The 25,164-nt window shown below is 45.3% G+C and carries 17 protein-coding genes and 1 pseudogene; 6 read left to right on the plus strand and 12 right to left on the minus strand.

Translation table 11 applies throughout. The annotated features are described in order from the left end of the window. Positions 1-251: 251 nt before the first annotated feature. From QUB10_RS29190 to ribBA, 5 genes are all read right to left on the minus strand, one after another. Positions 252-1,256, minus strand: a complete 1,005-nt coding sequence (locus tag QUB10_RS29190; protein WP_333206703.1) for an RNA polymerase sigma factor, RpoD/SigA family — start codon at positions 1,254-1,256, stop codon at positions 252-254. 876 nt (positions 1,257-2,132) lie between these two features. Continuing rightward, positions 2,133-3,866, minus strand: coding sequence for an ATP-binding protein (locus QUB10_RS29195; RefSeq protein ID WP_333206704.1), 1,734 nt, complete (start codon positions 3,864-3,866; stop codon positions 2,133-2,135). Positions 3,867-4,008: 142 nt separating this feature from the next. After that, entirely contained in the window at positions 4,009-5,448 is a 1,440-nt protein-coding gene (locus tag QUB10_RS29200; RefSeq protein WP_333206705.1) for a pentapeptide repeat-containing protein, read from the minus strand. 48 nt (positions 5,449-5,496) lie between these two features. After that, positions 5,497-5,838: an HAD domain-containing protein gene (locus QUB10_RS29205; protein WP_333206706.1), complete on the minus strand. Its 342-nt coding sequence runs from the start codon at positions 5,836-5,838 to the stop codon at positions 5,497-5,499. Positions 5,839-6,214: 376 nt separating this feature from the next. Continuing rightward, positions 6,215-7,930, minus strand: a complete 1,716-nt coding sequence (gene ribBA / locus QUB10_RS29210) for a bifunctional 3,4-dihydroxy-2-butanone-4-phosphate synthase/GTP cyclohydrolase II (RefSeq protein WP_333206707.1) — start codon at positions 7,928-7,930, stop codon at positions 6,215-6,217. A gap of 448 nt (positions 7,931-8,378) precedes the next feature. On the opposite strand from ribBA, the gene QUB10_RS29215 reads away from it, so the two are divergent. The 3 genes from QUB10_RS29215 to QUB10_RS29225 all read left to right on the plus strand — a co-directional run bounded on the left by QUB10_RS29215 (position 8,379) and on the right by QUB10_RS29225 (position 15,238). Further along, on the plus strand, positions 8,379-8,684 hold the full coding sequence (locus QUB10_RS29215) for a DNA methyltransferase (protein ID WP_333206718.1): 306 nt from the start codon (positions 8,379-8,381) through the stop codon (positions 8,682-8,684). A 187-nt stretch (positions 8,685-8,871) separates the two neighbouring features. After that, positions 8,872-12,969: a WD40 repeat domain-containing protein gene (locus QUB10_RS29220; RefSeq protein WP_333206708.1), complete on the plus strand. Its 4,098-nt coding sequence runs from the start codon at positions 8,872-8,874 to the stop codon at positions 12,967-12,969. A gap of 118 nt (positions 12,970-13,087) precedes the next feature. Continuing rightward, a complete protein-coding gene (locus QUB10_RS29225; protein WP_333206709.1) occupies positions 13,088-15,238 on the plus strand; it encodes a caspase family protein in 2,151 nt (716 codons plus the stop codon). 343 nt (positions 15,239-15,581) lie between these two features. Here QUB10_RS29225 and QUB10_RS34335 read toward each other — a convergent pair. Next, a pseudogene (locus QUB10_RS34335) lies at positions 15,582-15,722 on the minus strand (3,4-dihydroxy-2-butanone-4-phosphate synthase); the annotation flags it as partial. 124 nt (positions 15,723-15,846) lie between these two features. Continuing rightward, positions 15,847-16,551 (minus strand): MBL fold metallo-hydrolase, encoded by a 705-nt coding sequence (locus QUB10_RS29235; RefSeq protein WP_333206719.1) that lies wholly within the window; start codon positions 16,549-16,551, stop codon positions 15,847-15,849. Here QUB10_RS29235 and QUB10_RS29240 point away from each other — a divergent pair. Further along, positions 16,438-16,791, plus strand: a complete 354-nt coding sequence (locus QUB10_RS29240; RefSeq protein WP_333206720.1) for a hypothetical protein — start codon at positions 16,438-16,440, stop codon at positions 16,789-16,791. The genes QUB10_RS29235 and QUB10_RS29240 overlap by 114 nt on opposite strands. 111 nt (positions 16,792-16,902) lie before the next feature. Here QUB10_RS29240 and QUB10_RS29245 read toward each other — a convergent pair whose 3' ends face one another. Further along, the gene (locus QUB10_RS29245; protein ID WP_333206711.1) at positions 16,903-17,712 is read right to left on the minus strand and encodes an SDR family NAD(P)-dependent oxidoreductase; all 810 of its coding nucleotides are present in this window, start codon (positions 17,710-17,712) and stop codon (positions 16,903-16,905) included. A gap of 1,036 nt (positions 17,713-18,748) precedes the next feature. On the opposite strand from QUB10_RS29245, the gene QUB10_RS29250 reads away from it, so the two are divergent. Then, the gene (locus tag QUB10_RS29250; RefSeq protein ID WP_333206712.1) at positions 18,749-19,057 is read left to right on the plus strand and encodes an RNA-binding protein; all 309 of its coding nucleotides are present in this window, start codon (positions 18,749-18,751) and stop codon (positions 19,055-19,057) included. 410 nt (positions 19,058-19,467) lie between these two features. Then, positions 19,468-20,079 (plus strand): hypothetical protein, encoded by a 612-nt coding sequence (locus QUB10_RS29255; protein WP_333206713.1) that lies wholly within the window; start codon positions 19,468-19,470, stop codon positions 20,077-20,079. Here the strand turns inward: QUB10_RS29255 and QUB10_RS29260 are convergent, their stop codons facing one another. The 4 genes from QUB10_RS29260 to egtC all read right to left on the minus strand — a co-directional run bounded on the left by QUB10_RS29260 (position 20,080) and on the right by egtC (position 25,066). Next, entirely contained in the window at positions 20,080-21,312 is a 1,233-nt protein-coding gene (locus QUB10_RS29260; RefSeq protein WP_333206714.1) for a transposase, read from the minus strand. A 223-nt stretch (positions 21,313-21,535) separates the two neighbouring features. Then, on the minus strand, positions 21,536-22,579 hold the full coding sequence (gene egtD, locus QUB10_RS29265) for an L-histidine N(alpha)-methyltransferase (RefSeq protein WP_333206715.1): 1,044 nt from the start codon (positions 22,577-22,579) through the stop codon (positions 21,536-21,538). Positions 22,580-22,986: 407 nt separating this feature from the next. Further along, complete coding sequence (locus tag QUB10_RS29270) at positions 22,987-24,306, minus strand: ergothioneine biosynthesis protein EgtB (RefSeq protein WP_333206716.1); 1,320 nt, start codon at positions 24,304-24,306, stop codon at positions 22,987-22,989. Further along, positions 24,278-25,066, minus strand: coding sequence for an ergothioneine biosynthesis protein EgtC (gene egtC, locus QUB10_RS29275; RefSeq protein WP_333206717.1), 789 nt, complete (start codon positions 25,064-25,066; stop codon positions 24,278-24,280). Before egtC ends, QUB10_RS29270 begins: the two co-directional genes overlap by 29 nt. Positions 25,067-25,164 lie beyond the last annotated feature (98 nt).

A 25,164-nucleotide genomic window follows, 5' to 3' on the forward strand; every position in this document is an offset into this window, starting at 1 on the left:
GTCCCGCCCGTCCAAAAAGGACGGGCGGGACGCCCATCCCACAAACTTATGGAAGTTATTTAATTCTCATTCCTTAGATTTTAGATTTTAGATTAAAGAATTGAATAATTTGGCGTGACCTATTCCATAAGGGTTTGGATCACGGGCTTCCAGTTCCATTCTTTTTTTTAACTGGTATAAAAGTATCCTTCCCAGCAGCGCCAATACGAAAAAAAAGTTGAGATTTTGGGAAATCTCAACTTTTTTAGTGACTAACTAGCCAAGTATTCTCGGACTTGAGATTGGCGGCGGCGCAGGTGGGCAAGGGCTTGATGTTCTAGCTGCCGCACCCGTTCCCGGCTGAGATTTAGCCGTTCTCCGACTTTCGCCAGAGACATTTCTGTGCCGTCTTCCAAACCGAAGCGCAGAATTATTACATCTCGCTGCTGGGGGGTAAGTTCTGATATCAAAGTATCGAGGTCTTGCCGCAGCAATTCCGAGGTAATGTAGTTGTCGGGAGATGCCGTTTCGTCTTCTAAGAGTTCTTGCAGTTCGGTATCTTGGTTGTCTCCTACCCGCAAGTCCAAAGAAACTGGATGTCTTGCCATCAGCAGGTATTCCCGAATTTGGGAAGGGTGCAGTTCCAAGGCTGCGGCAATTTCGGCAGGGGAGGGAGACCGGCCCAACTGCTGGGTAAGTTCCCGCTGCACTTTTTTGATTTTGTTGAGTTTTTCGGTGATGTGAATTGGCAATCGAATGGTGCGGGCGTGTTGGGCGATCGCGCGGGTAATTGCTTGCCGAATCCACCAGTAGGCATAGGTAGAAAATTTGTATCCCCGCATCGGGTCAAATTTTTCGACTCCTCGTTCTAAACCAAGAGTACCTTCTTGAATTAAATCCAAGAATTCCATATTGCGTTTCTGGTATTTTTTGGCGATCGCTACTACTAGCCGCAAATTCGCTTCAATCATCTTTTGCTTAGCCCGCCGCCCTATGTGTAAGATGCGGTTCAGTTCAGGTTCGGTCAACTCCATTTCGGCAGCCCACTCTTGATCTGTCAGATCCCGCTGCCATTCTTTAGCAAGTGCTTGTTTTGCTTCGATTAATTTCATCATTTGCTGCACTTGCTTCCCGAAAACAATTTCTTCTTCTCGGGTTAGCAGGGGTACGCGACCGATCTCGTGCAGATAGGCACGAACCGTATCCGTTGAGGAGTATGGCCGGCTGCCCATGCGATCGGCTTTCACTGTTTTGTTTTTGGGGGTTGTGGTGGACATGGGTGAGTATTGCACTCCTTGTAACAACAGATAAAAAGTTGGTGATACCCTGTCCCACTTTTGCAAGTGGGATAAAGACTGCGACAAAGGGGATGTTTCCCCTCTTGTTTATCGGTGACGATCGGTAGAAGCTTTTTGTTTGGGATTACTTTTGTGCTTGATTTCCAGTAATCCCCGTCGATTTTCGGTAGCTCGCTAGCTTTAACGGCTAGTTCAAGGCGAAGTGAAGCAAGAGTTTAGTTTTCTCAATATTATTCCCAATTTTGAGGATCGTAAAGAGTAAAAACCTCTGTCTTAAGGTCAAGATTCTACATTTTTCCTTAAGGTTTTGAATTCCCTGTTAGTTTTAACTGCCACTCAACTTCAAAATACTCATGCAAACAGACTCATGCAATTCGAGGGCTTTGTTTTGCTCTCTGTTCCATCATCGCTTGAAATTTTCTCGCTGCCTAGATGGTGGGATGCGAGATAACCGAACCCGATCGCCGTATTAGATGCCAGTAACTGTTTAAAATATTTATTGACATTTTTATTTAAATATGCTAATCCAATTCTGCTACGAGTAACGACAAGGCGTATAAAGGCTGGCTGTTGCCCTGTTTGACTTTCATTGTGCTGCGAGGCTCCATCATCTCCATCATGTTTAAGCTTATGCAAATTTTGGGCAGTTAGGGATGAGGGGTGAGGGGGTGAAGGGGGAAAGCTTCTGACTGAAAGCTGGGGGCTAATTTTTTTGAGGCTCGATCGCACTTTTTCGTTTATAACTGAGGCAAAAATCCGCTATTTCTGTCATTGCCAGCGATCGCCAATTGTTCAGCAAGACTAATTTACAGTAACCTTTGCCTAAGTTCTGTAATGAATCTAGTAGTTTTCAATCTAGAACCCCAGATCCATTTTGGCAGATTCTGCCTCGGCAAATACTTGTTCATCGGGCATTTCTTGCCAGTCAATATCCCCAATTTCTCTGTAGAATTGCTCGTCATAGGGGCGAGTTTGCACGACTACGGGCATCGGTACGGCGTGCCCCAAAACTAATGCTTGCTGTTTGGAGTCGAGTTTTGCCAAAACTGAACGCAAACTTTGTCCTCCTGAAACGCCGGTGAAAATAGCATCGATGTCTTTATCATCGTTTAGCAAAGCTGTGATCCGCGTTCCGACTTGCGACATGACTTCGGCATCGATGCCGGAAGGACGCTGGTCTACAATCAGCAGGGTTACGAAGTATTTTCGCATTTCTCTGGCAATTGTACCGAAAATAGTCGATCGCACGATCGCCGGATCGAGAAAGCGGTGAGCTTCTTCAATGGTAATCACTAATGGCTGCGGGCGATCGCACGGATTTTTGCTCTGCAAAAACTTCTCCGCTTTCCGCACGTAAGCTTGGTGAATGCGGCGAGTAATCACGTTTGCCGCCAACATATACGACAGCAAATCCGAGTGAGAACCGAACTCAATTACCACATTTTTGCCGCCATCCAAACACTGCAAAACTTCAGTTACATAATTTTTCGGACAGCGTTTCCGAATGTATTTCAAATCATTCAGTCGCTCTAATTTCCGCTGCAAAGCCATAATCGAAGACTTATTTCCCCGTTTCTCTTCGCAAAACATTTGAATATCTTCGTTGGTCATTTCCAGCAACTTGTTGATCCAACCGCTTCCCAACTCATTTCGCAAAATAATCGCATTTTCGATACTAGCTTCCGACAAATTTAACTCGCGCTGCACCAGTGCGATGTCTTCCACTTCAATTTGATCGAAACTTAAAAATAACTCTTGAGCGTCGCGGACTCCCCGGCGTTTTGTCGATTCTGGATCGAGGGTATAAATCTGCATTTTATCGGGAAACAACTGCCGCAAACCTTTAACAGTGCTGAACTGTTTCCCTTCCGAAACTGCTTCCCACCCGTACTCGGAGTGCATATCAAAAATTAGATTAACAGCAGCTTGCTTGCGAATAATTCCCGATAGAAGCAAGCGCGTCAGGAAAGATTTTCCCGTTCCCGACTTGCCAAAAACGCCGTTGCTGCGTTCCACAAATCGGTCTAAATCCAAGCACACAGCAACGTCCATGTCAATCGGTTTGCCGATCGCAAAATTGCGGCGATAGGGGTCATCTTCCCAGCCAAAAACTGCCCGAAAATCACTTTCTTTGGCATCAAACACCTGGGAAAAGTGGCTGGGAATAGTTTTGACCGGCAGCAACTCAATATCCGCGCCCGTTTGTGACTCAAAAGAAGCCAAATTTCCTAACGCCAACTTGTTCTCGCGAACTGGGCCGTTTTTCCTCGGATCGAAAATTGCCTGCTGTTTTTCTCTCTCAGCAGTCAACATCAACATCGGCGACAGTTCGATCGTACCGTAGGTGCTGCTACCGGCTAGCACTGCGAGCAGAAAATCGTCGTCGGGATTGGGAGGATTCGATAAAATGCGGGCGCTAGAAGTTCCGAGAGACACGTCGGTGAGCATACAGAAAAAGTGCGATCGCACCCCCCGCACTACTAGAAATTTCCCCACCCTCATATCTTCCACCGAAACATCGGCGTGCAGTCGCACTTCTAATCCCTTGCTCAGGGAACCTTGAATAACAGAGCCTAACGGTCGATCCATTTTAGATTTTAGATTTTAGATTTTAGATTGTTCAGATAGATTTTAGATTTTAGATTGTTCAGATAAATGACTGCTTTCCTGTCAAATGTCAACTGGCCGCTGTCAACTGTCAACTGCCAACTGCCAACTGCCAAATGACTAATTACCATTCCGATTCTAGCGGCAATTCAAAAAAACTCGGACTCAGCTCTAGATCGGTCAAATCCGTTTCGCTCAAATAAGCGTCGGTCAAAAATACCCCTTTTAAACTTGCGCCTTTGAGGTTAGTACCTTTCAGGTTAGCACCTCTGAGATTAACTCGGAATAAATGAGCATCGCTCAAATCGGCCTCAGTTAAATCTGCTCCCTCCAAATTTACTCTCATCAAATCTGCTTTTCGGAGATCAGCTTCGTTTAACTTAGCGCCGCTGAGGTTAGCTTTTGTCAAGTCTACACCTCTCAAGTCGGCCCCGCTCAAGTTAGCGAACAGCAAAGTAGCTCCCGTGAAATCTGTCTCCCTCAAATCGGCATCCCTTAAATTAGCGCCGCTGAGGTCAGCCCTTGTTAAGTCTACACCCCGGAGGTCAGCAGAACTCAAGTTTACTTGGTGTAAAATTGCGCCGCTTAAATCGGCTCCTCTTAAATCAGTTCCCTCCAAGTTTGCACCTTTGAGGTAAGCTTTTTTTAAGCTAGCTCTGCTGAGGTCTACATTTTTGAGATTGACCGAAGTTAAGTTAGAAGCGCTCAAATTAGCTCCGCTTAAATCTGACCCGTTTAAGTCGGCTCCGGTTAAATTTACCCCTTGCAGCGATACATTGGGAGCAATTAAATAAGCTCCGCCCAGACTGGGGTCGATACCTTCTGAAAACAATGTTTTGTTGCTGTAAACAGCTTTCTCCAAAATCGTGCCGCTCAAACTAGCTTCCCTCAAGTCCGCTGCGCTGAGGTTGGCTCCTGCTAAGTTTGCCCGATCGAGTTTGGCACCAAATAAAATAGCTTTGTATAAGTTTGTCCGCCGCAAATCGGCTCCTTTTAAATCGGCTTCGGTCAAATCTACCATAGCCAGATTTAAGCCAGGGAGCGAAGCATTGGGAGCTAGCAAAAATGCTCCCATTGCACCCGGATCAATATCTTCGGGAAAGATAGTCCGGTTGTTGTATACGGCCTTGTCTAAAATGGCGCCGCTCAACTGAGAACCGCGTAAATCCGCCCCGCTAAGGTTGGCTCTGGTTAAGTTGGCTTCGTGGAGATTTGCTCCTACTAAATTAGCTTTGATCAAACTTGCTTGTTTAAGGTTTGCGCCGGTGAGTTCGGCTCCTACCAGAGTAGCTTCTCGGAGGACAGCACCAGTCAAATCGGCTCTAGTGAGGTTAGCTAAATTAAGAAATGATTCAGCTAAATCCGCCCCGCTGAGATTAGCACCGCTGAGGTCGGCTTCAATCAGGTCTGCATACCTGAGCATAGCGCCGCTGAGGTTGGTTTCTCGGAGATCCGTGCCTCGGAGGTTGGCTCCCCGGAGTTCCGCACCGCCAAGGTTGGTGCCTTTAAGTGCTTGTCCTCTGAGGTCGAGTCGGTGCAGAAAGTCACCAACGTTCATTTCCATGTCAAATTCACCCTCTCTATTCCGATACTTTTTTCCTAACCTTTGAAATCAAGTTAGATATTCTGAAAGTACCTTGGCTGAGTTCTGGTCAAAACCATTGTAATCATCAATAGCCACAACTGGCGCATCTGGCGGATAGTGTTCTGGAATATCGTCAATGGCTACCCAAGGTGAGTTTTCTGCTTGATTTTGTCGAAGATACTCAAGAACTTCCTGGTGTCGTAAATATTTGTGTTGATGAATATTTTTGGGGTTGAGAAAAGGGGTGAATCCGATAATACGGAGAGCGATATCTGGTGAAAATAATGGCGGGATTACCTCGAAGGGGAATATTTCACGCCAGGATGATGAAATTACTACTCGCGCATGATAGATAGGAACGAAGGACATTTTCAAAGTGATTAAGGCAAACTGAATTAAATTTCATTATATCTGTTTGCAAACTCGAGCCATTTCTTCTGTCAGGAATAAGTACACCATCAATGTCTAAAAAAATTAACATTAACTAAAAGTCCTAGTGAATAATTTAATGAGTATTAATACTGCTTAATAATATAAATGTGCAGCGACGATTCTCTCTCAAGTGTTCGCTACATCGACTTGTTAGACTGCAATCAACATTGTTATTCACTGTTTTTATTGGTAGGTGCTTTCTGACGAAAGGAAGATGCTGGTATCAACAAGTATTATTCTGAAATTCACAGTTTTTCTTGGCTTCTGCCTTCCCCCCTGCTGGGGTAGGGGGGTTGGCTTCTACCTTCTGCCTTCAGGCAAGAGGAGCAAAACTGTAGATTTTTTGAGGTTCGAGCCGATCGCAAATTTCGACTAATTCCGACAACAGGAATGTCTCGCGATCGAGCTGGACTTGCAGGGTTTTGAGCGGATCTCCACCGGAGGAAACCATGAACTCTAATGTTTGCAAATTCGGCTCAGTGCTTATTTGGCCGAGAATTTGACCGATCGCCCTGACGTAAGGATGGTTTGGATCTTTGTACCAATCGGGGGCTGCGAGTCCGGCTTGATCGAAGCCTAGGTGAACGATGAGGGAGCCTTCTCCGAAAAGGGCTATTCCCACCGGCCGCGCTTCTTCTTGCAGCAGCAAGTGCTGGCTAGCCGCCAAATGCCGCAGTTTTTCGAGGTGTTCGTACCGATTTTGAATGGCAGAATCTTCCTCTTTTCCTTCTGCTTTCTGGCTTCTAGCTTCTTCCTTCGTTTCGTTCCACTGAATCGCCACTGTTACTAAATAAGTTTGCAGTAACATATGACCGAGTTTTTCGGCTTTTGTTGCCAGATAGATCGAGTTGTAATCTGTGGCTTCAATCAGTAAGGGGACGCGATCGGCTACTTCAATCCCGTAACCTTTCAAACCCGCAATTTTGCGCGGGTTGTTGGTAATCAACCGAATTTTTTTAACTCCCAAATCGTTGAGCATTTGTGCTCCGACGCCGTAGTTCCGCAAGTCGGCGGGAAATCCCAACCGTTCGTTGGCTTCTACCGTATCCAATCCCAAATCTTGCAGCGAGTAAGCTTTTAGTTTATTTACCAATCCAATACCCCGACCTTCTTGGCGCAAGTAAACGATGACGCCAGAACCGACATTTTCGATCATTTTCAGTGCCGCTTGCAGTTGCATCCGGCAGTCGCAGCGCAGGGAACCCAAAGCATCGCCCGTCAGGCATTCGGAATGCACCCGCACCATCACGGGTTTGTCTTTAAATTCTGCCGGGTCGCCCTTGACAATAGCAACGTGTTCTGAATTATCTTGGGTGTCGCGGTAGGCGTAAATCATAAAATCGCCGAATTGAGTGGGCAATTTGGCGACGGTTTCGCGGCGGACAAATCGATCGTGCTTGAGTCGGTAGCTAATTAAGTCGGCAATACTGATTATTTTGAGGTTGTGGAGTTTGGCGTACTCGATTAATTCGGGCAACCTCGCCATCGAACCATCGGGGTTTTGAATTTCGCAGATCACGCCGCTGGGATACAGCCCTGCGAGTCTGGCGAGGTCAACCGAGGCCTCGGTGTGGCCGGCGCGTTTGAGGACGCCACCGTCGATCGCCCGCAGGGGAAAAATGTGACCGGGACGGCGCAAGTCTTGAGGTTTGGTGTCCGGGTGGATGGCTACTTGGATGGTGCGTGCCCGGTCTTCGGCGGAGATGCCGGTACTGACGCCGTTGACTGCATCGATGCTGACGGTGAAGGCGGTTTGGTTGTTGTCGGTGTTTTTGCTGACCATCAGGGGCAGTTCCAGGCGATCGAGCCTTTCGCCACTCAAGGCCAGACAAATCAAACCCCGCGCGTTCACGGCCATGAAATTGATGTTGTCGGGGGTGGCGAATTGGGCGGCACAAATCACATCGCCTTCGTTTTCGCGATTTTCGTCATCGACTACTACCAGGGGGCGACCTGCTTTGAGGTCTGCGAGGGCGCTGTCAATTGAGTCAAATTGAAAGGATTGAGTTGAGGTGTTGTTATTTGGCACTGAGGAGTTCAATCTATAAACAGTAATGTTATGGAAATAGAATCTATTTGTGATTGTAACCTTTTGTTTCCGACAGGGGCATTCCGCGATCGAGATGAGTTTGACAATATTTCTGAGCTCACTTACTATAATTATTGCATCTTGTCAACAAAATTTCTCCCCAATATTTCATGAGCTTGACTGAGATCGCGAATATTTTAGGTAAACCGTACTTCCAAGCTCATAATTTCCTAATTTACAACCTGGATTGTTTGGAAGCATTGAAGTTGCTACCCGATCAATTTGTAGATTTAATACCACTTTAATGTGAAGTTGCACATATCTCGATCCCCCTCGCATACCCCCTACTCCCCCTGGTTATTGGGGGAATTTGAGCGGAATCTTGTCCCCCCCTTATTAAGGGGGGCTAGGGGGGATCTGATTCTATGCAGCCTCATAAAAAATTGGTATAACCGTTACCAGCCCGCCTTATAACATCGGCAAAGAGTACGAAAAATCCTTGGTGTTAGATGAGTATTTAAACTGGTGCGAGCAGTGGATAGCGGAGGTTTACCGGTTAACACTCGATCGAGGAGCGTTTTGGCTGAATTTAGGTTATTTGTCAATTCGCGATCGGGCAAAAGCAATTCCGATTTCCTATCTGCTTTGGGACAAAGTGCCTTTTTATCTGATTCAAGAAGTTGTCTGGAATTACGGCGCGGGAGTTGCGGGCAGCAAGTTCTTTTCACCCCGCAATGAAAAGTTTCTCTGGTAGGTAAAAAATCCTGATAAGTATACATTTAATTTGGATAAAGAGCTATTCTGGATTTGTGGTGGAAACGGTAGTCTCGCTCACGCAGGCTTTCCGGGCTGTACCACGGGAAGTTTTATTTTTATTATCACCTAAAACTCAGGAGAGCCGTCTAGCTTGTTGAAAAATTATCCTATCATTCCTGTGTCTTATGAGTAACCACGCCCGCGTCAAAACAATTCTGATTCTGGCAGCTAATCCCAAAAATACGGCTCCGTTGCGATTGGATCAAGAAATCAGGGAAATTGACGAAGGATTGCGACGGGCAAACAAACGAGAACTGTATAAATTAGAACAAAAATGGGCGGTGCGTTCCCGTGACTTTTACCGGGCTATCTTAGATTATCAACCGAATATTGTTCACTTTTGCGGACATGGTGCGGGAGAAGATGGAATTGTCCTAGAAGATGATACTGGAAAAATGGCGCTAGTGCAGACAAATGCCCTCGCCAGTATGTTTAAATTATTTGCCAAAAAAGGGGTAGAGTGCGTAATTCTCAATGCTTGTTATTCGGAAGTACAAGCTGATGCAATTAGCCAATACGTTAATTATGTAGTTGGCATGAATAGAGCCGTGGGTGATAAAGCAGCCGTCGCCTTTGCGGTGGCATTTTATGATGGGATTGCCGCAGGATATGAAATTGAAGAAGCCTACGATTTAGGGCGATCGCAGATGATGAGTTTCCTAGAGCATGAAACTCCGGTTTTTAAGAAAAATAACTTAAGAGATGCTCCGCTTGATGACGGTATAATTGCTTTTGAAGATGTGATTCCGCCTAACCCTTACCAAGGATTGTCTGCATTTAAAGAAGAAGATGCAGACTTCTTTTTCGGGCAAGAAAAATTTGTAAATAAGTTAGTAGAAGTCACTCAGACACAACCCTTAGTAGCTGTCGTTGGGCCAAGTGGAAGTGGTAAATCTTCTGTGGTGTATGCCGGCTTAATTCCCAAATTGCGAAAAGAAGGAATTTGGTTAATTGAATCATTTCGTCCCGGAAAAGAACCGTTTTTGCCTTTGGCTTCTGCCTTAGTGCGGCAATTAGAACCAGAAGCGGGTGAAACTCAAAAATTGCGGGAAGCGGTAGGATTAGCCGACGACTTACAAAATGGGAGAATCACTTTACCACAAGTTGTATCTCGCATTTTAGAGCGTAACCCTGGTAAACGATTGTTGTTAGTTGCAGACCAATTTGAGGAACTGTACACCCTTTGTCAAGTAAAGGAAGAACAGGAACGTTTTGCTAATGAGTTGCTAACGGCGATTGCTCAAAAAAATATTACATTAGTTTTGACGTTACGCGCTGACTTTTACGGTTATGTGCTTTCCTATCGTCCGTTTCGCGATGCCTTGCAAGAGTATACACCGCAATTACTCAGTTCCATGAAGCGAGAGGAATTACAGGCAGCAATTGAATTACCTGCTCAAAAATTGGCAGTCCAATTAGAACCGCAATTAACCCAACGCATTCTTGATGATGTGGGGCAAGAACCTGGGAATTTGCCCTTATTAGAATTTGCTCTAACTCGTTTGTGGGAAAAGCAAATCAACCGAGAGTTAACTCACCAAGCTTATGAAGAAATTGGCGGGGTGAAAAAAGCAATTGCTAATCATGCAGAACAGGTTTATCAAAAACTGAATGAAACAGAGAAAAAGCAGGCGCAGCGAATTTTTGTGCAATTAGTGCGTCCGGGGGAAGGAACGGAAGATACTAGGCGCGTTGCTACCCGTGCGGAAGTGGGGGAAGATAATTGGAATTTGGTCAGTTATTTGGCGGGATATCAAGCGCGTTTGGTAGTGACGGGACGGCAGGAACCGGAAGATACAGTAGAAGTCGTACATGAAGCATTAATTCGAGAATGGGGAACTTTGCGCGAGTGGATGAATGCTAACCGTCAGTTTCGCACTTGGCAAGAACGGTTGAAGGTGGCATTACGGGAGTGGAAAAATAACAACCATGACTCTGGAGGGTTGTTGCGTGGTGCGTCGTTGACTGTGGCAGAAGATTGGTTGCGTAAACGCTCAGATGAAATGACGCAGGAGGAAGGAGATTTTATTCAGCTTAGCGTTAAAGAACGGGATACAGAGAGACAGGAACGGGAACGTGGACAGCGACTCGCTGTTTTGGGTCTTACTGGTGGCTTTATAGTTGCTTCTAGTTTAGCAGGTTTGAGTTGGTGGCAATGGCAGCAATCAGCAATAGCTCAGATTGAGACTCTTACTCAATCTTCAGACCTTTTCTTAACATCTAAAAATCAACCTTTTGATGCGCTAATAGCTAGCTTAAAAGCAGAGAAACTTCTAAAACGAAGGGTTTGGGTAGACGCTAATACCCGAATTAAAATTGCAAGTTCCTTACAGCAGGCTATTTCTAGTGTTAGAGAATACAACCGCCTAGATGGGCATAAGGAAAGGGTTAGCAGCCTAATTACCAGTCCTGATGGGCGACTGCTAGTTTCTGCGAGTCACGACCAGACCATCAAGTTTTGGGATGTTGCTACAGGGAAACTACTCAACACAATTACTGAACCTAATTTGAGGGGAGTAAGCCTAAGTTTCAGTCCCGATAGTAAGACTTTAGTTTCTATTGATTATGATGGTAGAGTCAGATTTTGGGATATTGCTACAGGTAAATTTATCAAAAAAAACATTAGCTGTGGAAAAAGAATATGGGCTGCAAGTTTCAGCCCCGATGGCAAAACTTTAGCTGTTGACAATGAAAGCAATTCAATCAAACTCTGTGATGTAAATACAGGTAAATTACTTCACACACTCATTGGACATAATGATGTTATTTCGGATCTACGTTTCAAACCAGGTGGGCGACAGCTAGCTTCTGCTAGTCAAGACAAAACCATTAAACTCTGGGATGTTACCACCGGCAAACTAATCAATACCATTGCTGAACATAAAAAATCTGTCAGAGCAATTAATTTTAGTCCCGATGGTAAGACTCTAGCCTCTGCAAGTCAAGACGAAACTATCAAACTCTGGGATGTCACCAAAAGCAAACCAGTCAACATACGCACATGGCCTAGCAGTGGAATTGCAATAAAACTTAGTTTCACTCCTGATGGCAAAACTTTAGCTTCTAATGGTGAGAACAATAGCATCAAACTTTGGGATGTCTCTACAGGCAAACCAGTGCAAACCTTTATAGGGCATAGTACCTTACCCACAGAACTTAATTTCACCTCTGATAGCAAGACTTTAGCTTCTGCTGGTGGCGATATGACCATTAGATTGTGGGATGTGGGCAAAAATAAACGCCTTAATATCATCACTGGTCATAATAAAGAGATTACAAGCATAAGTTTTAGTCCTGATGGGCGACAGCTAGTTTCTGCTAGTGAAGATAAAACCATCAAACTCTGGGAGGTTGCCACAAGTAAATTACTTAATACCTTCACTGGTCATAATAAAGAGATTACAAGCATAAGTTTCAGTCCTGATGGGCAAAAGCTAGCTTCTGGTAGTAAAGATAAAACCATAAAACTCTGGAATGTTAAAACTGGGAAAGTAATTAACACCTTCAGGGGGCATGGTGGAGGAGTCTTGAGTGTAAGTTTTAGTCCCAATGGTCAACAACTAGCTTCTGGCAATTCTGACAAAAACGTTGAACTTTGGGATGTCAGTACAGGTAAAATTCTTAACACTTTTAAAGGGCAGTATATGCGGGGAATAAGAAGTGTAAGTTTTAGCCCCAATGGGCGACTGCTAGCTTCTGGTAGTTGGAGTTCTGAGATCAATCTCTGGGATATTTCTACAGGTAAATTATTTAATAAATTATCGGGTAATGGTTCAGTCGCAAGCGTAAATTTTAGTCCCAATGGGCGACAGCTAGTTTCTGGTGATGTTTCCAATATCAAGCTGTGGGATACCACAACAGGTGAAGTATTGGACACCTTTTTTGGGCATACACGTTTCATTTGGAGCGCAAATTTCAGCCCGGATGGGAAAACTTTAGTTTCTGCTGGTGAAGATAAGACTATCAAATTGTGGGATGTGGCTACAGGTAAACTGCTTAACACCCTAACTGGTCATCAGGAGGAAGTCAAAACTGTAAGCTTTAGCCCCAATGGCAAGCTTTTAGCTTCTGCTGGCAAAGATAAAACAATAATTTTGTGGAATTTGGATTTGGATGATTTACGCAAGGGCGGTTGTAATTGGGTGCGTCCTTATTTACAGAACAATCCTAATGTCAGTGATAGTGACCGACACCTGTGTGATGGTATTCCCACAAATCAATAGGCTTTTGCCAGAAAGTTGGTTTAGAATAACAAGTTAATCTCAAAAACTGCATAAAAACTCCCACCTCAACCTCATATAAAAATCAAACCTTTCTAAAACCCCTTACCCACCATCAACCATGACTAACCAAACCCCCAACTTCTACGCCCTCCTCATCGGTGTCAATTTCTACTTCCCCCATCGCTTACCAGAAGGAAACTACTACAAAAACTTGCGGGGATGTGTTCAAGATATTAACCACGTCGAAACTTATTTAAAAGACACCTTCAATCTCACCTCCGACCAAATCATTAAACTCACCGCTACAGCTTCCGACAATCCCAACCAACCCCAAGAACCCCCGGAACTTTTACCCACTTATGAAAATATTGTTGCTAAATTCAAAGAAATAACAGCCAAAGCCCAACCGCAAGATCAAGTCTATATTCACTACTCTGGCCACGGGGGACGGGCGAAAACTATTTTTGAAAGCCTCAAGGGTTTTGGGGGTTTAGATGAAGCCTTAGTTCCGACAGATATTGGTCAACCAAATTCCCGCTATTTGCGCGATATAGAATTTGCTAAATTGCTGGAAGAAATGGTGGAAAAAGAGTTGGTTGTCACCCTCGTACTCGATAGCTGTCATTCCGGTGGTGCAACGAGAGAAATGAGCGGAGATGACCGGATTCGCGGGGAAGGGTTTATTGACACGACTCCTCGACCTACGGATAGTTTAGTCGCCCCGCTTCAGGAATTAGCCCAAAATTGGCAAACTGCAACAGAAAATAGCCGCAATATTACCGTTGTGAATGGTTTGTTACCCGAACCCAAAGGTTATACCTTAATCGCTGCTTGCCGGGATCATGAATTTGCTTATGAAAAGGTTTTTGAAGGGACGGAACGCAACGGCGCTTTGACTTATTTTTTATTAAAAGCTTTGCGGCAATACGGGACAGAAATTTCTGTAGAGGCTCTGTCCGCTAAAATTTCTAATCAAGTTCACAATGAATTTGTAGGACAAACACCCATGTTGATGGGAGAGACCGATCGCACTTTTTTTGGTGGTCAATCTGTCTCCTTCACCTCTGGCGCATCCCCTATGCGTAGTGTACCCGTAACTCGCACTGTTCGCACTGTGCCAGTGATGCAAGTAGATATTCCCAAAAACCAAGTTAAATTGCAAATCGGTGAAGCTAGCAGTATTAAAGAAGGAGCAGAATTCGAGATTTTTAAATTCAGAACGATGGATTTTCAAGACAGGGACAACCTTATTGCAAAGGTTAAAGTAGTAGAATTGGGAGCGTCGGATTGTTGGGCAGAAGTAACAGAGATACCTGGTTACAGAGGGAATAATAAAGTAGCGGAAGGAATGATTGAAATAGGTTCACCTGCTGTCTATTTAACCCCAGGGTTGAAACAAATTCGCAAAGTGCAGGTTATTTTGCCTGACCCGCTACCGCAATTTTCGCGTGTAAATGTAGCATTTATTCCAGATATCCTCAAGCAAACAAAAGTGTCAGGTCATCGCTGGATAGAATTTTGTTCAGAGGAAGACAAAAATGAAAATATAGATTATTTTGTTTCTCTTACTTCAAAAGGAGAATATGTAATTTTAGATGCGAATAAGGAGCTAATCAAAAATTCTCTTTTTCCGATTAAAGTCGATGAGCCAGAAGCCACTACAAAGCTAATTAATCGATTAATCCATATTGCCAGATATGAGAGTATTTTAGATTTGGATAACGAGGATGCTTTTGCTCGCTTAAATGGTCAACTTAAGGTTGAAGTGGTTAAATCAGTCAAACGGCAACCTGTAGTTTTGAATGCTGATGGTAAAGTTCCTGTATTGGAAGAAAAGGAAAAAGGTGTTGACTTAATCATTCGCAATGAATCTAATCGAACTTTAAATATTACTGCCTTGAACCTTGATGCGGATTTTAGTATTTCAAAATTCTATCCCGAAGGTGTCCCTTATGAGGTGGTAGAACCCGGACAAAATATAAGAAGAGAACTCAAACTATCATTACCACAAAATTATGAGGAAGCGGCAAATATTATTAAAGTATTTGCGACGGTGGATGGTACGAATTTTCAGTTTTTGGAATTGCCACCGTTAGACCAATCTCGGAAAGGATTTGGGGATAAAAAACCGACCAATGCGTTGGAACAATTATTGGCGGCGGTTGTGGATGAAGATAACCCTCAGCGAAAGATTACGGTTGTGATTGATTCTAGTGAGGAATGGACGACGGAAAAGGTGGAAGTGGTGGTGAAAAAGAGTGTGGTTTGATTTAGATAATTTTTTAAGAATGCTCCCAAAGCCTATATCCATCTGCGACCATTTGTGTTTATCTGCGGTTGTAAGTCAAAAACTTGTTATTCCTGGAAAAGATTAGCCTAATCCTAATCTCAATCCTTTTTCAACATAAAAAGTTACACAGGACTTATACCAATTTAATGTGAACTTGCACATATCTCGATCCCCCTAAATCCCCCTGGTTGTAGGGGAGTAGGGGTTGACTTTGAGAAGAATCTTGTCCCCCCCTTATTAAGGGGGGCTAGGGGGGATCGGATTCTATGCAACCTCATAAAAAATTGGTATTACGCAACTGGCACATGGTGATGAGTCCGATCGCCCGCAGGGGAAAAATGTGACCGAGACGGCGCAAGTCTTGAGGTTTGGTGTCCGGGTGAATGGCTACTTGGATGGTGCGGGCGCGGTCTTCGACCGAGATGCCGGTACTGACGCCGTTGACTGCATCAATGCTTATGGTTGCAGTGGATAGCGGAGGTTTACCGGGTAACGATCGATCGAGGAGAATTTTGGCTGAATTTAGGTTATTTGTCAATTCGCGATCAGGCAAAAGCAATTCCGAACTAAGGATGAAATTTCTAGTTTTAAGAACTCCTAGACCCGCCAGTGAAGGCTTTTAACTCAATAGCATCGTGACTGCAAAACACGCGCACATCTTTACTATGCTGCACCGATAATTCGTGCAGCCGACCTTGATTGAGCAACCTAGCCTTGCGATCGACCTCCATCATCCATTGGTAGGCGCGCAGACCGGGCGTGCAGCGTCGGTTAGCGGCATCCATCTCGTGTCGGTAGAAATAGGCATCGCCTGCGTGCAGAAGCCACCCATCGGGTGTATCAATGGCAATGCCAGCATGACCGCGCGTGTGCCCCACCAACGGGATTAGCAAAATCTCCGGCGGCAACCCGTCGAGGTCGCGGACAGCTTCAAAACCAAACCAAGGTTCGCCACCCGCCGAATAGTATTTCCAGCGTTTGACTTCATCCCACTGCCCCGGACGATAGCGCCTTTTTGTGATGAAACCGTGCCGATCGTGTGCGGCATCTATTTCAGCCTGCATGACATGTACCGTGGCTTCAGGGAAATCCTCTAGACCACCGGCATGATCGAAATCGAGGTGGGTGAGCACAATATGGCGCACATCGCTTGGTGAAAATCCGAGCTGTTCAATTTGATGGATGGCCGTGTACTTGCGATCGAACTGGATGTTATTAAAATAAACGAAAAACTGGCTGAGCCGGGAGTAAGGGGACTGGATATCCCGCAATCCGAAGCCGGTATCAATCAGAACAAGTCCCTGATTCGTTTCAACAAGCAGACAGTGGCAGACGAGGTTAGCCGTCAAACCGCGACTAAAGCCATCGAAAAGCGCCCCTCCAATGGGACACATACAGCCACAATTGAGATGATGAATTCGCATAAATGTCCTGTACTAAATTACTTAGGCGGGAACCATTTATTCCTCAGTTCGCATCCAATGCCGATGCTGCATAATGCCATCGATGAACGCCTGAGAAAACTTCGCTAAATCGCCACTACTGGGAGAAGTAAACACGCTTTTATCGGCTGCAATTTTGCCATTATCTGCGATATTTACTTTCTTTAAATCTGCACTTAAGAATAGTAAAACGGGCGGAAATTATTGGTTAGCAGAGCCCGGTTCAGTAAGTTTACTGTGCAGTTCGGCATTGACGGTATCAGGCAAAACTTTGCTGGCGCTGGCGAGAATCTTTGTCTTGAGTGAACCTGCAATGATGTTGTCCTTACCGGCCATCAAGGCTTCAAATCCCTGCTTGGCAACCTCGGCTGGATCATCTTTCTTGTCGGCGCCCGCCTTGGTGTCGTCCATTCCCGCCCGATGGAAGAAGTTAGTATCGGTTGGGCCGGGCATGAGCGAGGTGACAGTTACACCTGTATCTTTTAACTCATTGCGGAGTCCTTCGGAAAACGAGTGGATAAAGGCTTTGGATGCTGCATAGACTGCCTCGAATGGCCCCGGCATTAGGGCGGCAATGGAGGAAGTGAATAGAATCCGTCCCTGGCCTCGATCGACCATATCCTTGACTACCCGTTTAGCGAGATGTACGGATGACACGACGTTGAGGTTAATCAGATTTAGTTCGTCCTTCAAGTCTGTCTCGCGGGCAAAGTCGCCACCGACGCCGACACCGGCATTAATTGCGATCGCATCCACTGGCCGATTAGTCGCTTTTATCTGGTTGTAGAGCGTCTCAACACCGTCGTAGGTAGCGAGGTCTGCCTGCACTGTCTCGACTTGGGCACCGAGCCCCTCAAAGGCTTGAGCCGCTTCTTTAATGCTCGCTCCGGTGGCGGTGACTAGGAGATCGAATCCGTTTTGAGCGAACTGTTTGGCGAGTTCGTAACCGATACCGTTAGAGGCACCTGTCACGACAGCCAAGGGCCGGGTCAACGAACTGTTTATAACCATCTAAAATCCTCTGTAACTGGTTCACGCTCGTTTGTTTAGGCTTGCTTCTCTGTGTACCCGACAATCTTTGTCCACTGTGGGCTTTCAACTTTTACAATGCTAGGGAGGTAGGAGTGCGATCGCATCTTTCCCAGGACATAAGCTTTTAGGCGTTTAAAGACGGTATAACCGAAAACCAACTTCATGTAATTAGTGTAAAAATGCCTGCATAGAATCAACTCAGAGAAAGAGCAAATAGAGAAATTACAGAAAGCCTTAAAAAACGCATAGAATGGGAATTTTATATCAAAAATTATGATTTTATTACTGACTGATGCAATAAACTATAGCAATCCTAAATTATTTGCATAATTATTTAGGATTGCTATATATGTAGAAAATGCGCGTAGATATGACTAATAACTCTTTTGATAATTATTGGGGAGCCGCCATTATCGGGCGCTAAATCGGATGCGATGAGAGACGGGAGATGGAAGAGGGGAAATTGACTCGGAAGATTAATCCTGGGCTAAAAACATTTATCTCTGGTGGAACGGGCAGGAGGCTTGCCCAGGGATAACAGTGGCTGATGTCAGTTATAACTGAGATCTTGCACCATTCTCAATTAGCCTTTTAGGAACAGGCTTTTCGGCCTGTTCCACAAGAAAATTTATCTTTTGTGGAACGGGCCGGAGAGCCCGTTTTTGAGAATGGTGCAAGATGTAAGTTATAACTGAATCTCAGGCACTGTTCTCAATCAGACCCAATCAACCTGGTAACAGCGACGAAAAATTTCAGATACCAGGTCGATCGCGCAGCAAGAAACCAAGCGGAGGACGCCAAGAGTGTAAGATGTCAGTTATCACGAATAGTTTCTGTTGGCGATTGCCCGACGGCACCGAAAATTGAAAATCTATGACAGCCAATTGCTGATTCTGCTGGCTTCATGTTATAGTGGTTTTCCAAGAATTAAATTCGGTTGCGTAGTTTGTTGGTGTTTATTTACAAGCGTCTCTCCGAATCTAAGTCTCTGCACCCTAATGATTCTGGAGATTTTATGTCGATTTACGTGGGTAATCTTTCATATGAGGTAACATCAGACGACCTCAACGAAGTATTTGCCGAGTACGGTACTGTAAGCCGCGTCCAAGTGCCAATGGACCGGGAAACAGGCAGGATGCGGGGTTTTGCTTTTGTGGAAATGGCAAGCGAGGCAGAAGAAGCAGCAGCCATCGCAGCTTTAGACGGTGCTGAGTGGATGGGCCGTGACTTGAAAGTCAACAAAGCCAAACCTCGCGAAGACAACAAACGCCCGGGTGGCGGCGGCTGGGGCGACAAAGATCGCTCTTCACGCGGACGCTACTAAACTTTGACACTGAAAATTTGAGTTTTGGTAGTTGACGGCAGGTGCGAATGCTGCTTTTTTTTCGGGTTGTTCGATCGACCTATCAAATAAAACTCCCAAACCTCTCGCATCAGTTTTGCCCCCTCCTTCGAGGGGGCTTTGTTTTTGGCGCCAAATCCCGCGAGGTACGTCTGCAGTGCAGTTCCCACTCTAGTTCGTGATTCGATACCCTCTCAACTGCTTTTTTTAAGAGGCTGTCGGGATTTCCCGGCTCGACTCCTGTAAACTATCAAACTACAATTAAGCAGCAAGAAAAGTTAGAATAACGGCAAAACTGAATATTGCCCAAAACAGCAAAACTATCTTTACCGAAGATTAGTAGAGAAAACCAGCCGAATATCAGCCAATATCTTGATTTTGCCTCAATAAAGATGTCCAAGGTCTACAGCACGGCGGAACTCATTAAAATCCTCGAAGAAGAGCGCCAAGCCTGCTTGCATGGGCGGCGTCTCAATTTGACTGAAACTCCTGCTACAGGCAACCCCGTGATTGACCGCTTTCTCAAATCTGAGGGAGTTCAGAAGTTCACTGCTTATCAAAATTTTAAGGCTGCCGTGCACGAATACCAGCGGGAACATCAAGTTTCTGGGATTGTCTGGCGGGAAATCGCGGTTAAAGGCAATACTCTACGCTATCCGGCAGTGGATGACGAATTAATAGCTCTACCGATTGATTTGATTACGCTGAAGGCAGCTAAGATTGCTATGTTGGAATTCTGGCAGCAGGTAACTGCCGGGATGGATTTGTATTTAAGCATTAACAGCGGGAAGGATTTTCGATCTATCGAGCCGGTTGATGTAGAGGCTATAGCCCAGCGCACAGAATGGGCCAGTCTCTCGAAGTGGGAAAAGTTGGATTTTCTAGAAATTTTGTTGCAGTTGGGCTGGGGGAAGCCGGAGGAAGCTTATTATAAGCGGGGATGGCCGACCTCGGGCAGTGAGTACATTCACGCCGTCAAACCCGGACAGCGGCCGATTTGTTAATTATTGACACTCCTCGACTATCAGGTACGAGGATTCTTTCTTCGCAGGGATTCCGACGAATTTACCCTCAGAAAGCATCTTGACCGTATGCCCTACGGCTGCAAGTCCTCGAATAAGAACTACTTGTGCGGCTGCAACATCTCGGTCTGTTGTATAGCCACAATTGGAACATGAATGAATACGCTCTGACAGTTCTTTCTTGCCTGTCTCCAAACCACAACTAGGACAAATTTGGCTGGTTTTACGAGCATCTACCTTTTGAAAATACACACCGTATTTAAAACAGGTTTGCTCTAAAATCGCAAAAAACTGTCCCCAGCTTGCATCCAAGCAATGTTTTCCTAGCATAGCTTTAGACAAACCAACCAGGTTCAAGTCCTCGACAAAAACCATCCCCACGTCTTTGCAGAGTTGGTGAGACAATTTCCAGTGCCAATCTTTTCTACAGTTAGCGACGTACTCATGCAATTTGGCAACTTTCTTCTGGGCTTTTTTCCAATTATTTGAGCCTAACTTTTTCCTACTGACACGTTTTTGCAGCAATTTAAGCTTGCACTCTGCATCAGCAAAAAACTTTTGGCGTTTAACTAAAAGACCATTGGAAGTTGCTATGAAGTTAGTTAATCCAACATCAACGCCTAACGCTTCACCGTGTGGCATAACTGACGGTACGGAAACATCCCATTGCAGGGTTAGCATCACGTACCAACCACTTGCCTTGCGAACTATTCTCGCTTGCTTAATATTTGCGCCATCAGGGATAGGACGCGATTGATGAAATTTAACGAACCCAATCTTAGGGAGTTTTAGTACCCCGTTGTTGACAGGATTGACACCCAGTTGCGGAAAAACAAAAGATCGCATTGCTCCCGCTTTTTTGAAACGAGGGAAACCGTGCTTTTGCTCCCACATACTCACGAACGCTTTTTCAAGCCTTCTCAAGGTTTGCTGTAGAACGTGTACGGCGACGGCACACAAAGCAGGTATGTTTGCCCTAGCTGCGGTTAAGCTTTTGCACTGACTGGCATAAGTTGGGCGCTTTGTTTCTGCCCGAATGATGAACTCAGAACGGATAGAACAAGCGTTAACTTGGCAACTGCGAGACTGAAACCAATGCTTGCGCTCTGCTAGCGCGTAGTTATAGACGCAGCGACACTGTTCCAGCCAATCTTCAAAGAAGGCTACTTGTGCTGCGGTTGGTTTCAATTTGAACTCGTAAGTTAAGTTAAACATTTTTTCTATCCTCCTGCCCTAATTATAGTGTCGTGACTAAGGGCTAACTCGATTATTCACAAGTCTTAATTAAAGTCGCCCTATAAGGGCGAGGCTTGCACCCAGATCCTTGGTCAGTAGTCAGTAGTTACTGATTATTGGGAGATATTCAAAACAAATAACAAATAACAATTGGCAATTGGCAATTGCCAACTGCCAACTGCCAACTGCCAACGGTCAACGGTCAACTGTCAACTGACATCTGACAAAGCATCAAGCCAAACCACTGATTTGGATCTGTCCAAACCTGCACTGGCATTAAACCCCGCTGCGAAAGTTCTTTTTTTACCGTATTGAGATTAAACTTGCGCGATATTTCGCTGCGGATAGTTTCTCCCGCTGCAAATTCAACCGTTAAATTGAGAGAACGCAAGTGCACTGTTTGCGCTTTTTTACTTTTCAAGTGCATTTCAATTTGACATTCCTCTTGATTGTAAAAAGCCCAATGCTCGAACTGTGCTAAATCAAAATTTCCCTCATATTTTCGATTTAAATGTCGCAGCATATTCAAGTTGAATGCTGCCGTTACTCCTTGACTGTCATCGTATGCAGGCTCTAAAATATCCTTAGATTTGTCCAAGTCAATACCCAGCAAAAAATACTCTCCCGGCTGCAGTGCACCGACAATTTGCGAGAAGAATAAATCGCATTCTTGAGCGTTGAGATTGCCCAGGGTACTGCCGAGAAAACAAATCATTCGGGTTGGCAACGGCGACGGTGCAATTTTAGCTAAGGCTAATTCGTAAGTGCTGACAAGTCCGTGAATCTGGAGCGACGGATAATCGGCCAACAGTTGACAAGCGCTGCTTTCTAAGATAGTAGGACTGATGTCGATCGGCAAATAGTGCAGCGGATATTCCCGTTGACTGTAAGCATCGAGGAGAATCCGAGTTTTGGTAGAACTGCCGCTGCCGAGTTCGACGATTTCGCAGGGGCCAGTTAAATTGGCGATCGCCCCCGCGCACCCCTGCAAAATTGCCGTCTCAGTGCGTGTCAGGTAGTATTCCGGCAACTGGCAAATCAACTCAAACAGCTTCGAGCCCCGATCGTCGTAGAAATACTTTGGAGGCAGGGATTTGGGGGTTTGAGTCAACCAGCTAACTGCATCGCTGCCAGCATTGATTTCTGCGGGTGTCGGCGCCGCAGCGCTCACCAGCCGCTCTAAGTGCAGCCGATTTTCTTTGGTTGAGGCTGAGTTTGCCGTGTCGGACAGTCTTGGGGATTTCATAAAGTAATTTTTAGATGCACATATGGGTATACCACGCAGTCGCGTTGCCAAATATCGCGATCAAGTGAGTTTTTTCATGTCGCTCTCGGTTCTGTATTATCTCACCAGATGGATCTCGCATCCACAATTAAAACTTAAATAAAACTTAAAAATTATCAACTAAAATTATAAAAAACTTCACAAAAGTTTTTTTATTTAATATTTTTACCCGATCAAAGCTTTAGCATTTCGCAAACAAATTTGTCCCTAATTGCCCATCAATCCTTTTATATGGTATCCGTAAAAGAACCGTTATAAGTTAGTAGGGAGGACTTTAGTCCGAGCGAGTGTATTGAGGACTTTAGTCTTCACTAAGAACCAAGGAGCGCACGGAGCCGTGCCCTCAATAATTATAATGAAATAGCGAACTACTTAGCGCAGCGAAAACCAGCAATAATTTGCCGCACGCCCGGATAGTACCAATTCCGAAAGGTCGATCGCAGTGCCTGCGGAAAAGTCGCCCAACTCCCCCCTTTCAAAACCCGGTGTTCTCCATCAAAATAAACTTGAGAATATCCCCTGTAAGGATAACTTTCAAATCCCGGATAGGCGTCAAAGGTTGAAGCAGTCCACTCCCAAACATTGCCCAACATATCATAGCAGCCGATCGCACTTGCTCCTTTAGGAAAGGCATCAACTGGCGAGGTACTTGCAATATTATTGCCGTGATTGCACAGGCTGCCGTTGGGCGGTTCTTCTCCCCAAGGATAGATGCGATATGTTTGATTTGTGGCATCCCAACTTGCCGCTTTTTCCCATTCGGCTTCCGATGGTAAACGCTTGCCGATAAAGTTGCAGTAAGCTTCGGCTTCGTACCAACTCACGCCGCAGACTGGATGGTTGTTGAAAGCTTGATTTTCTGACCAGTAAAGCGGTTGAGAGACGGCTTCGCCTTGCAGCCATTTCCAGCCGTCCGCTGACCACCAATCAGGGTTTTGATAGCCGCCGGATTCCATGAAATCTCGGTATTCACCACAAGTGACGGGATAGCGATCGATCGAGTATGCTTCTAAATAACATAGGTGGCGCGATCGCTCATTATCCAAAGCCTCAGCAGCATCGCTTCCCATGTAAAATTCCCCGCCCGGAATTTCAATCGCCGAATCGGTAATGGGGCATCGGGAATTGGGAATTGGGAATTGGGAATTGGGAATTGGGAATTTCTGCTGCTTTATTCCTCTGTGTTGTAGAGAATTAATCCGTGTATCCGTGTCCAAATCCGTGTCGTGCCTTCCTTCCTTCTTCCTGTGCATTTGCAACACGAAAGCAACAGTTTCGCAGTGCTGACTTTCGTGCTGAATAATAAACCGCCAGAGACGTTCTTGCTCGTCGATCGGCGCTACTTCCAAATAATCTAACAGCTTTTTTCTCACCGCGTCCAGATATAATTCAACTTCAGGTAACGTCGGCAGAAAAACCCGTTGTTTTTTCGGCAAAATATCAGCAGCAAACAGTTGGTGATACTGAGGAAACACAGGTTCCAACCCAGCACATCGCTGCAACAGCCACAAATCCTCAGTATAAGCAATGTGACCTAAGTGCCAGCCAACTGGACTGAAATCAGGATGAGCTTGACGGCAAAAAGTATCATAATCGATGTCTGCAAATAGCTTGAAAGTGCCGCGGCGACACTGCTGCAAATCGCGATAAATTGCCTCTCTACAAGATTGGATAGATTTCGATATCACGCTCTACTCCGGTACTGATAATGCTCTGGACTGGGCACTCGTGCCAATTGCCAGCAAATAAAGGTTCAGAAGCAATAATGACAGAATTCGGGAAATTTAAATCGTCTCGCAGCCAATAGAGGGAAGGAGGGGTTTTTTGGGAAGCAAAGCGAGAGGCAACGAGCTGGTGTCCGTCGCTGATAATTATATTAGCTGAAAATTCTACTTGGTGAACGTTTGCTAGCTCTGCCAAAGTTTTCAGCGAGTTTTGCAAAGCAGCTTGTATGGTCAGATTTCCGGCGGTCAATTCATTGACAAACAAGGCGAAGATATGCTCTGAGTCTGTAGTACCGTTAATTGATTGATACAGGGTATCGCTGAGCCGATCGCGAATTGGTCTGTAAAGAGTTTGCCGAAAATTCTTCACGAAGCCGTTGTGTACGAACAGCAGGCGATCGTTCTGAAACGGCTGACAGTTGCTCAAATCTACAGCTTGTCCTGAAGTTGCACTGCGAACATATCCGATCGCGCATCCAGATTCAACGAATCGACTGATACTCGGAAGGTTAACGTCGCTCCAAATTGGCTGTACATTTTTATAGGTAAACGGGTCAGTATCTAGGTGCGGGTGATACCAACCAATACCAAAACCGTCAGCATTGAGTAGGCCAGAAGTCATTTCGCGGGGCTGGTAACTCTGCACAATTAGAGAATGTTCCGGCTTGTACAGAATAGCATCAAGTAAAATCGGCTCACCGAGGTAGCCCAGCAAACGGCACATAAAATTTTTGCAGCAATTTGATTAGGATCGCGAATTAAATAACTTACAATTTTAATTGTTATTGTGGGATGGGCGTCCCGCCCGTCCAAAAAGGACGG

The sequence above is a fragment of the Microcoleus sp. B5-D4 genome, from assembly GCF_036705145.1.
Classification (GTDB): Bacteria; Cyanobacteriota; Cyanobacteriia; order Cyanobacteriales; family Microcoleaceae; genus Microcoleus.

Bases quoted from the DNA above. Each gene is read 5' to 3' on its own strand.
- QUB10_RS29190 (WP_333206703.1), bottom strand. From the start codon at position 1,256: ATGTCCACCACAACCCCCAAAAACAAAACAGTGAAAGCCGATCGCATG.
- QUB10_RS29195 (WP_333206704.1), bottom strand. From the start codon at position 3,866: ATGGATCGACCGTTAGGCTCTGTTATTCAAGGTTCCCTGAGCAAGGGA.
- QUB10_RS29200 (WP_333206705.1), bottom strand. From the start codon at position 5,448: ATGGAAATGAACGTTGGTGACTTTCTGCACCGACTCGACCTCAGAGGA.
- QUB10_RS29205 (WP_333206706.1), bottom strand. From the start codon at position 5,838: ATGTCCTTCGTTCCTATCTATCATGCGCGAGTAGTAATTTCATCATCC.
- QUB10_RS29220 (WP_333206708.1), top strand. From the start codon at position 8,872: ATGAGTAACCACGCCCGCGTCAAAACAATTCTGATTCTGGCAGCTAAT.
- QUB10_RS29225 (WP_333206709.1), top strand. From the start codon at position 13,088: ATGACTAACCAAACCCCCAACTTCTACGCCCTCCTCATCGGTGTCAAT.
- QUB10_RS29240 (WP_333206720.1), top strand. From the start codon at position 16,438: ATGGATGGCCGTGTACTTGCGATCGAACTGGATGTTATTAAAATAAAC.
- QUB10_RS29245 (WP_333206711.1), bottom strand. From the start codon at position 17,712: ATGGTTATAAACAGTTCGTTGACCCGGCCCTTGGCTGTCGTGACAGGT.
- QUB10_RS29250 (WP_333206712.1), top strand. From the start codon at position 18,749: ATGTCGATTTACGTGGGTAATCTTTCATATGAGGTAACATCAGACGAC.
- QUB10_RS29255 (WP_333206713.1), top strand. From the start codon at position 19,468: ATGTCCAAGGTCTACAGCACGGCGGAACTCATTAAAATCCTCGAAGAA.
- QUB10_RS29260 (WP_333206714.1), bottom strand. From the start codon at position 21,312: ATGTTTAACTTAACTTACGAGTTCAAATTGAAACCAACCGCAGCACAA.
- egtD (WP_333206715.1), bottom strand. From the start codon at position 22,579: ATGAAATCCCCAAGACTGTCCGACACGGCAAACTCAGCCTCAACCAAA.
- egtC (WP_333206717.1), bottom strand. From the start codon at position 25,066: ATGTGCCGTTTGCTGGGCTACCTCGGTGAGCCGATTTTACTTGATGCT.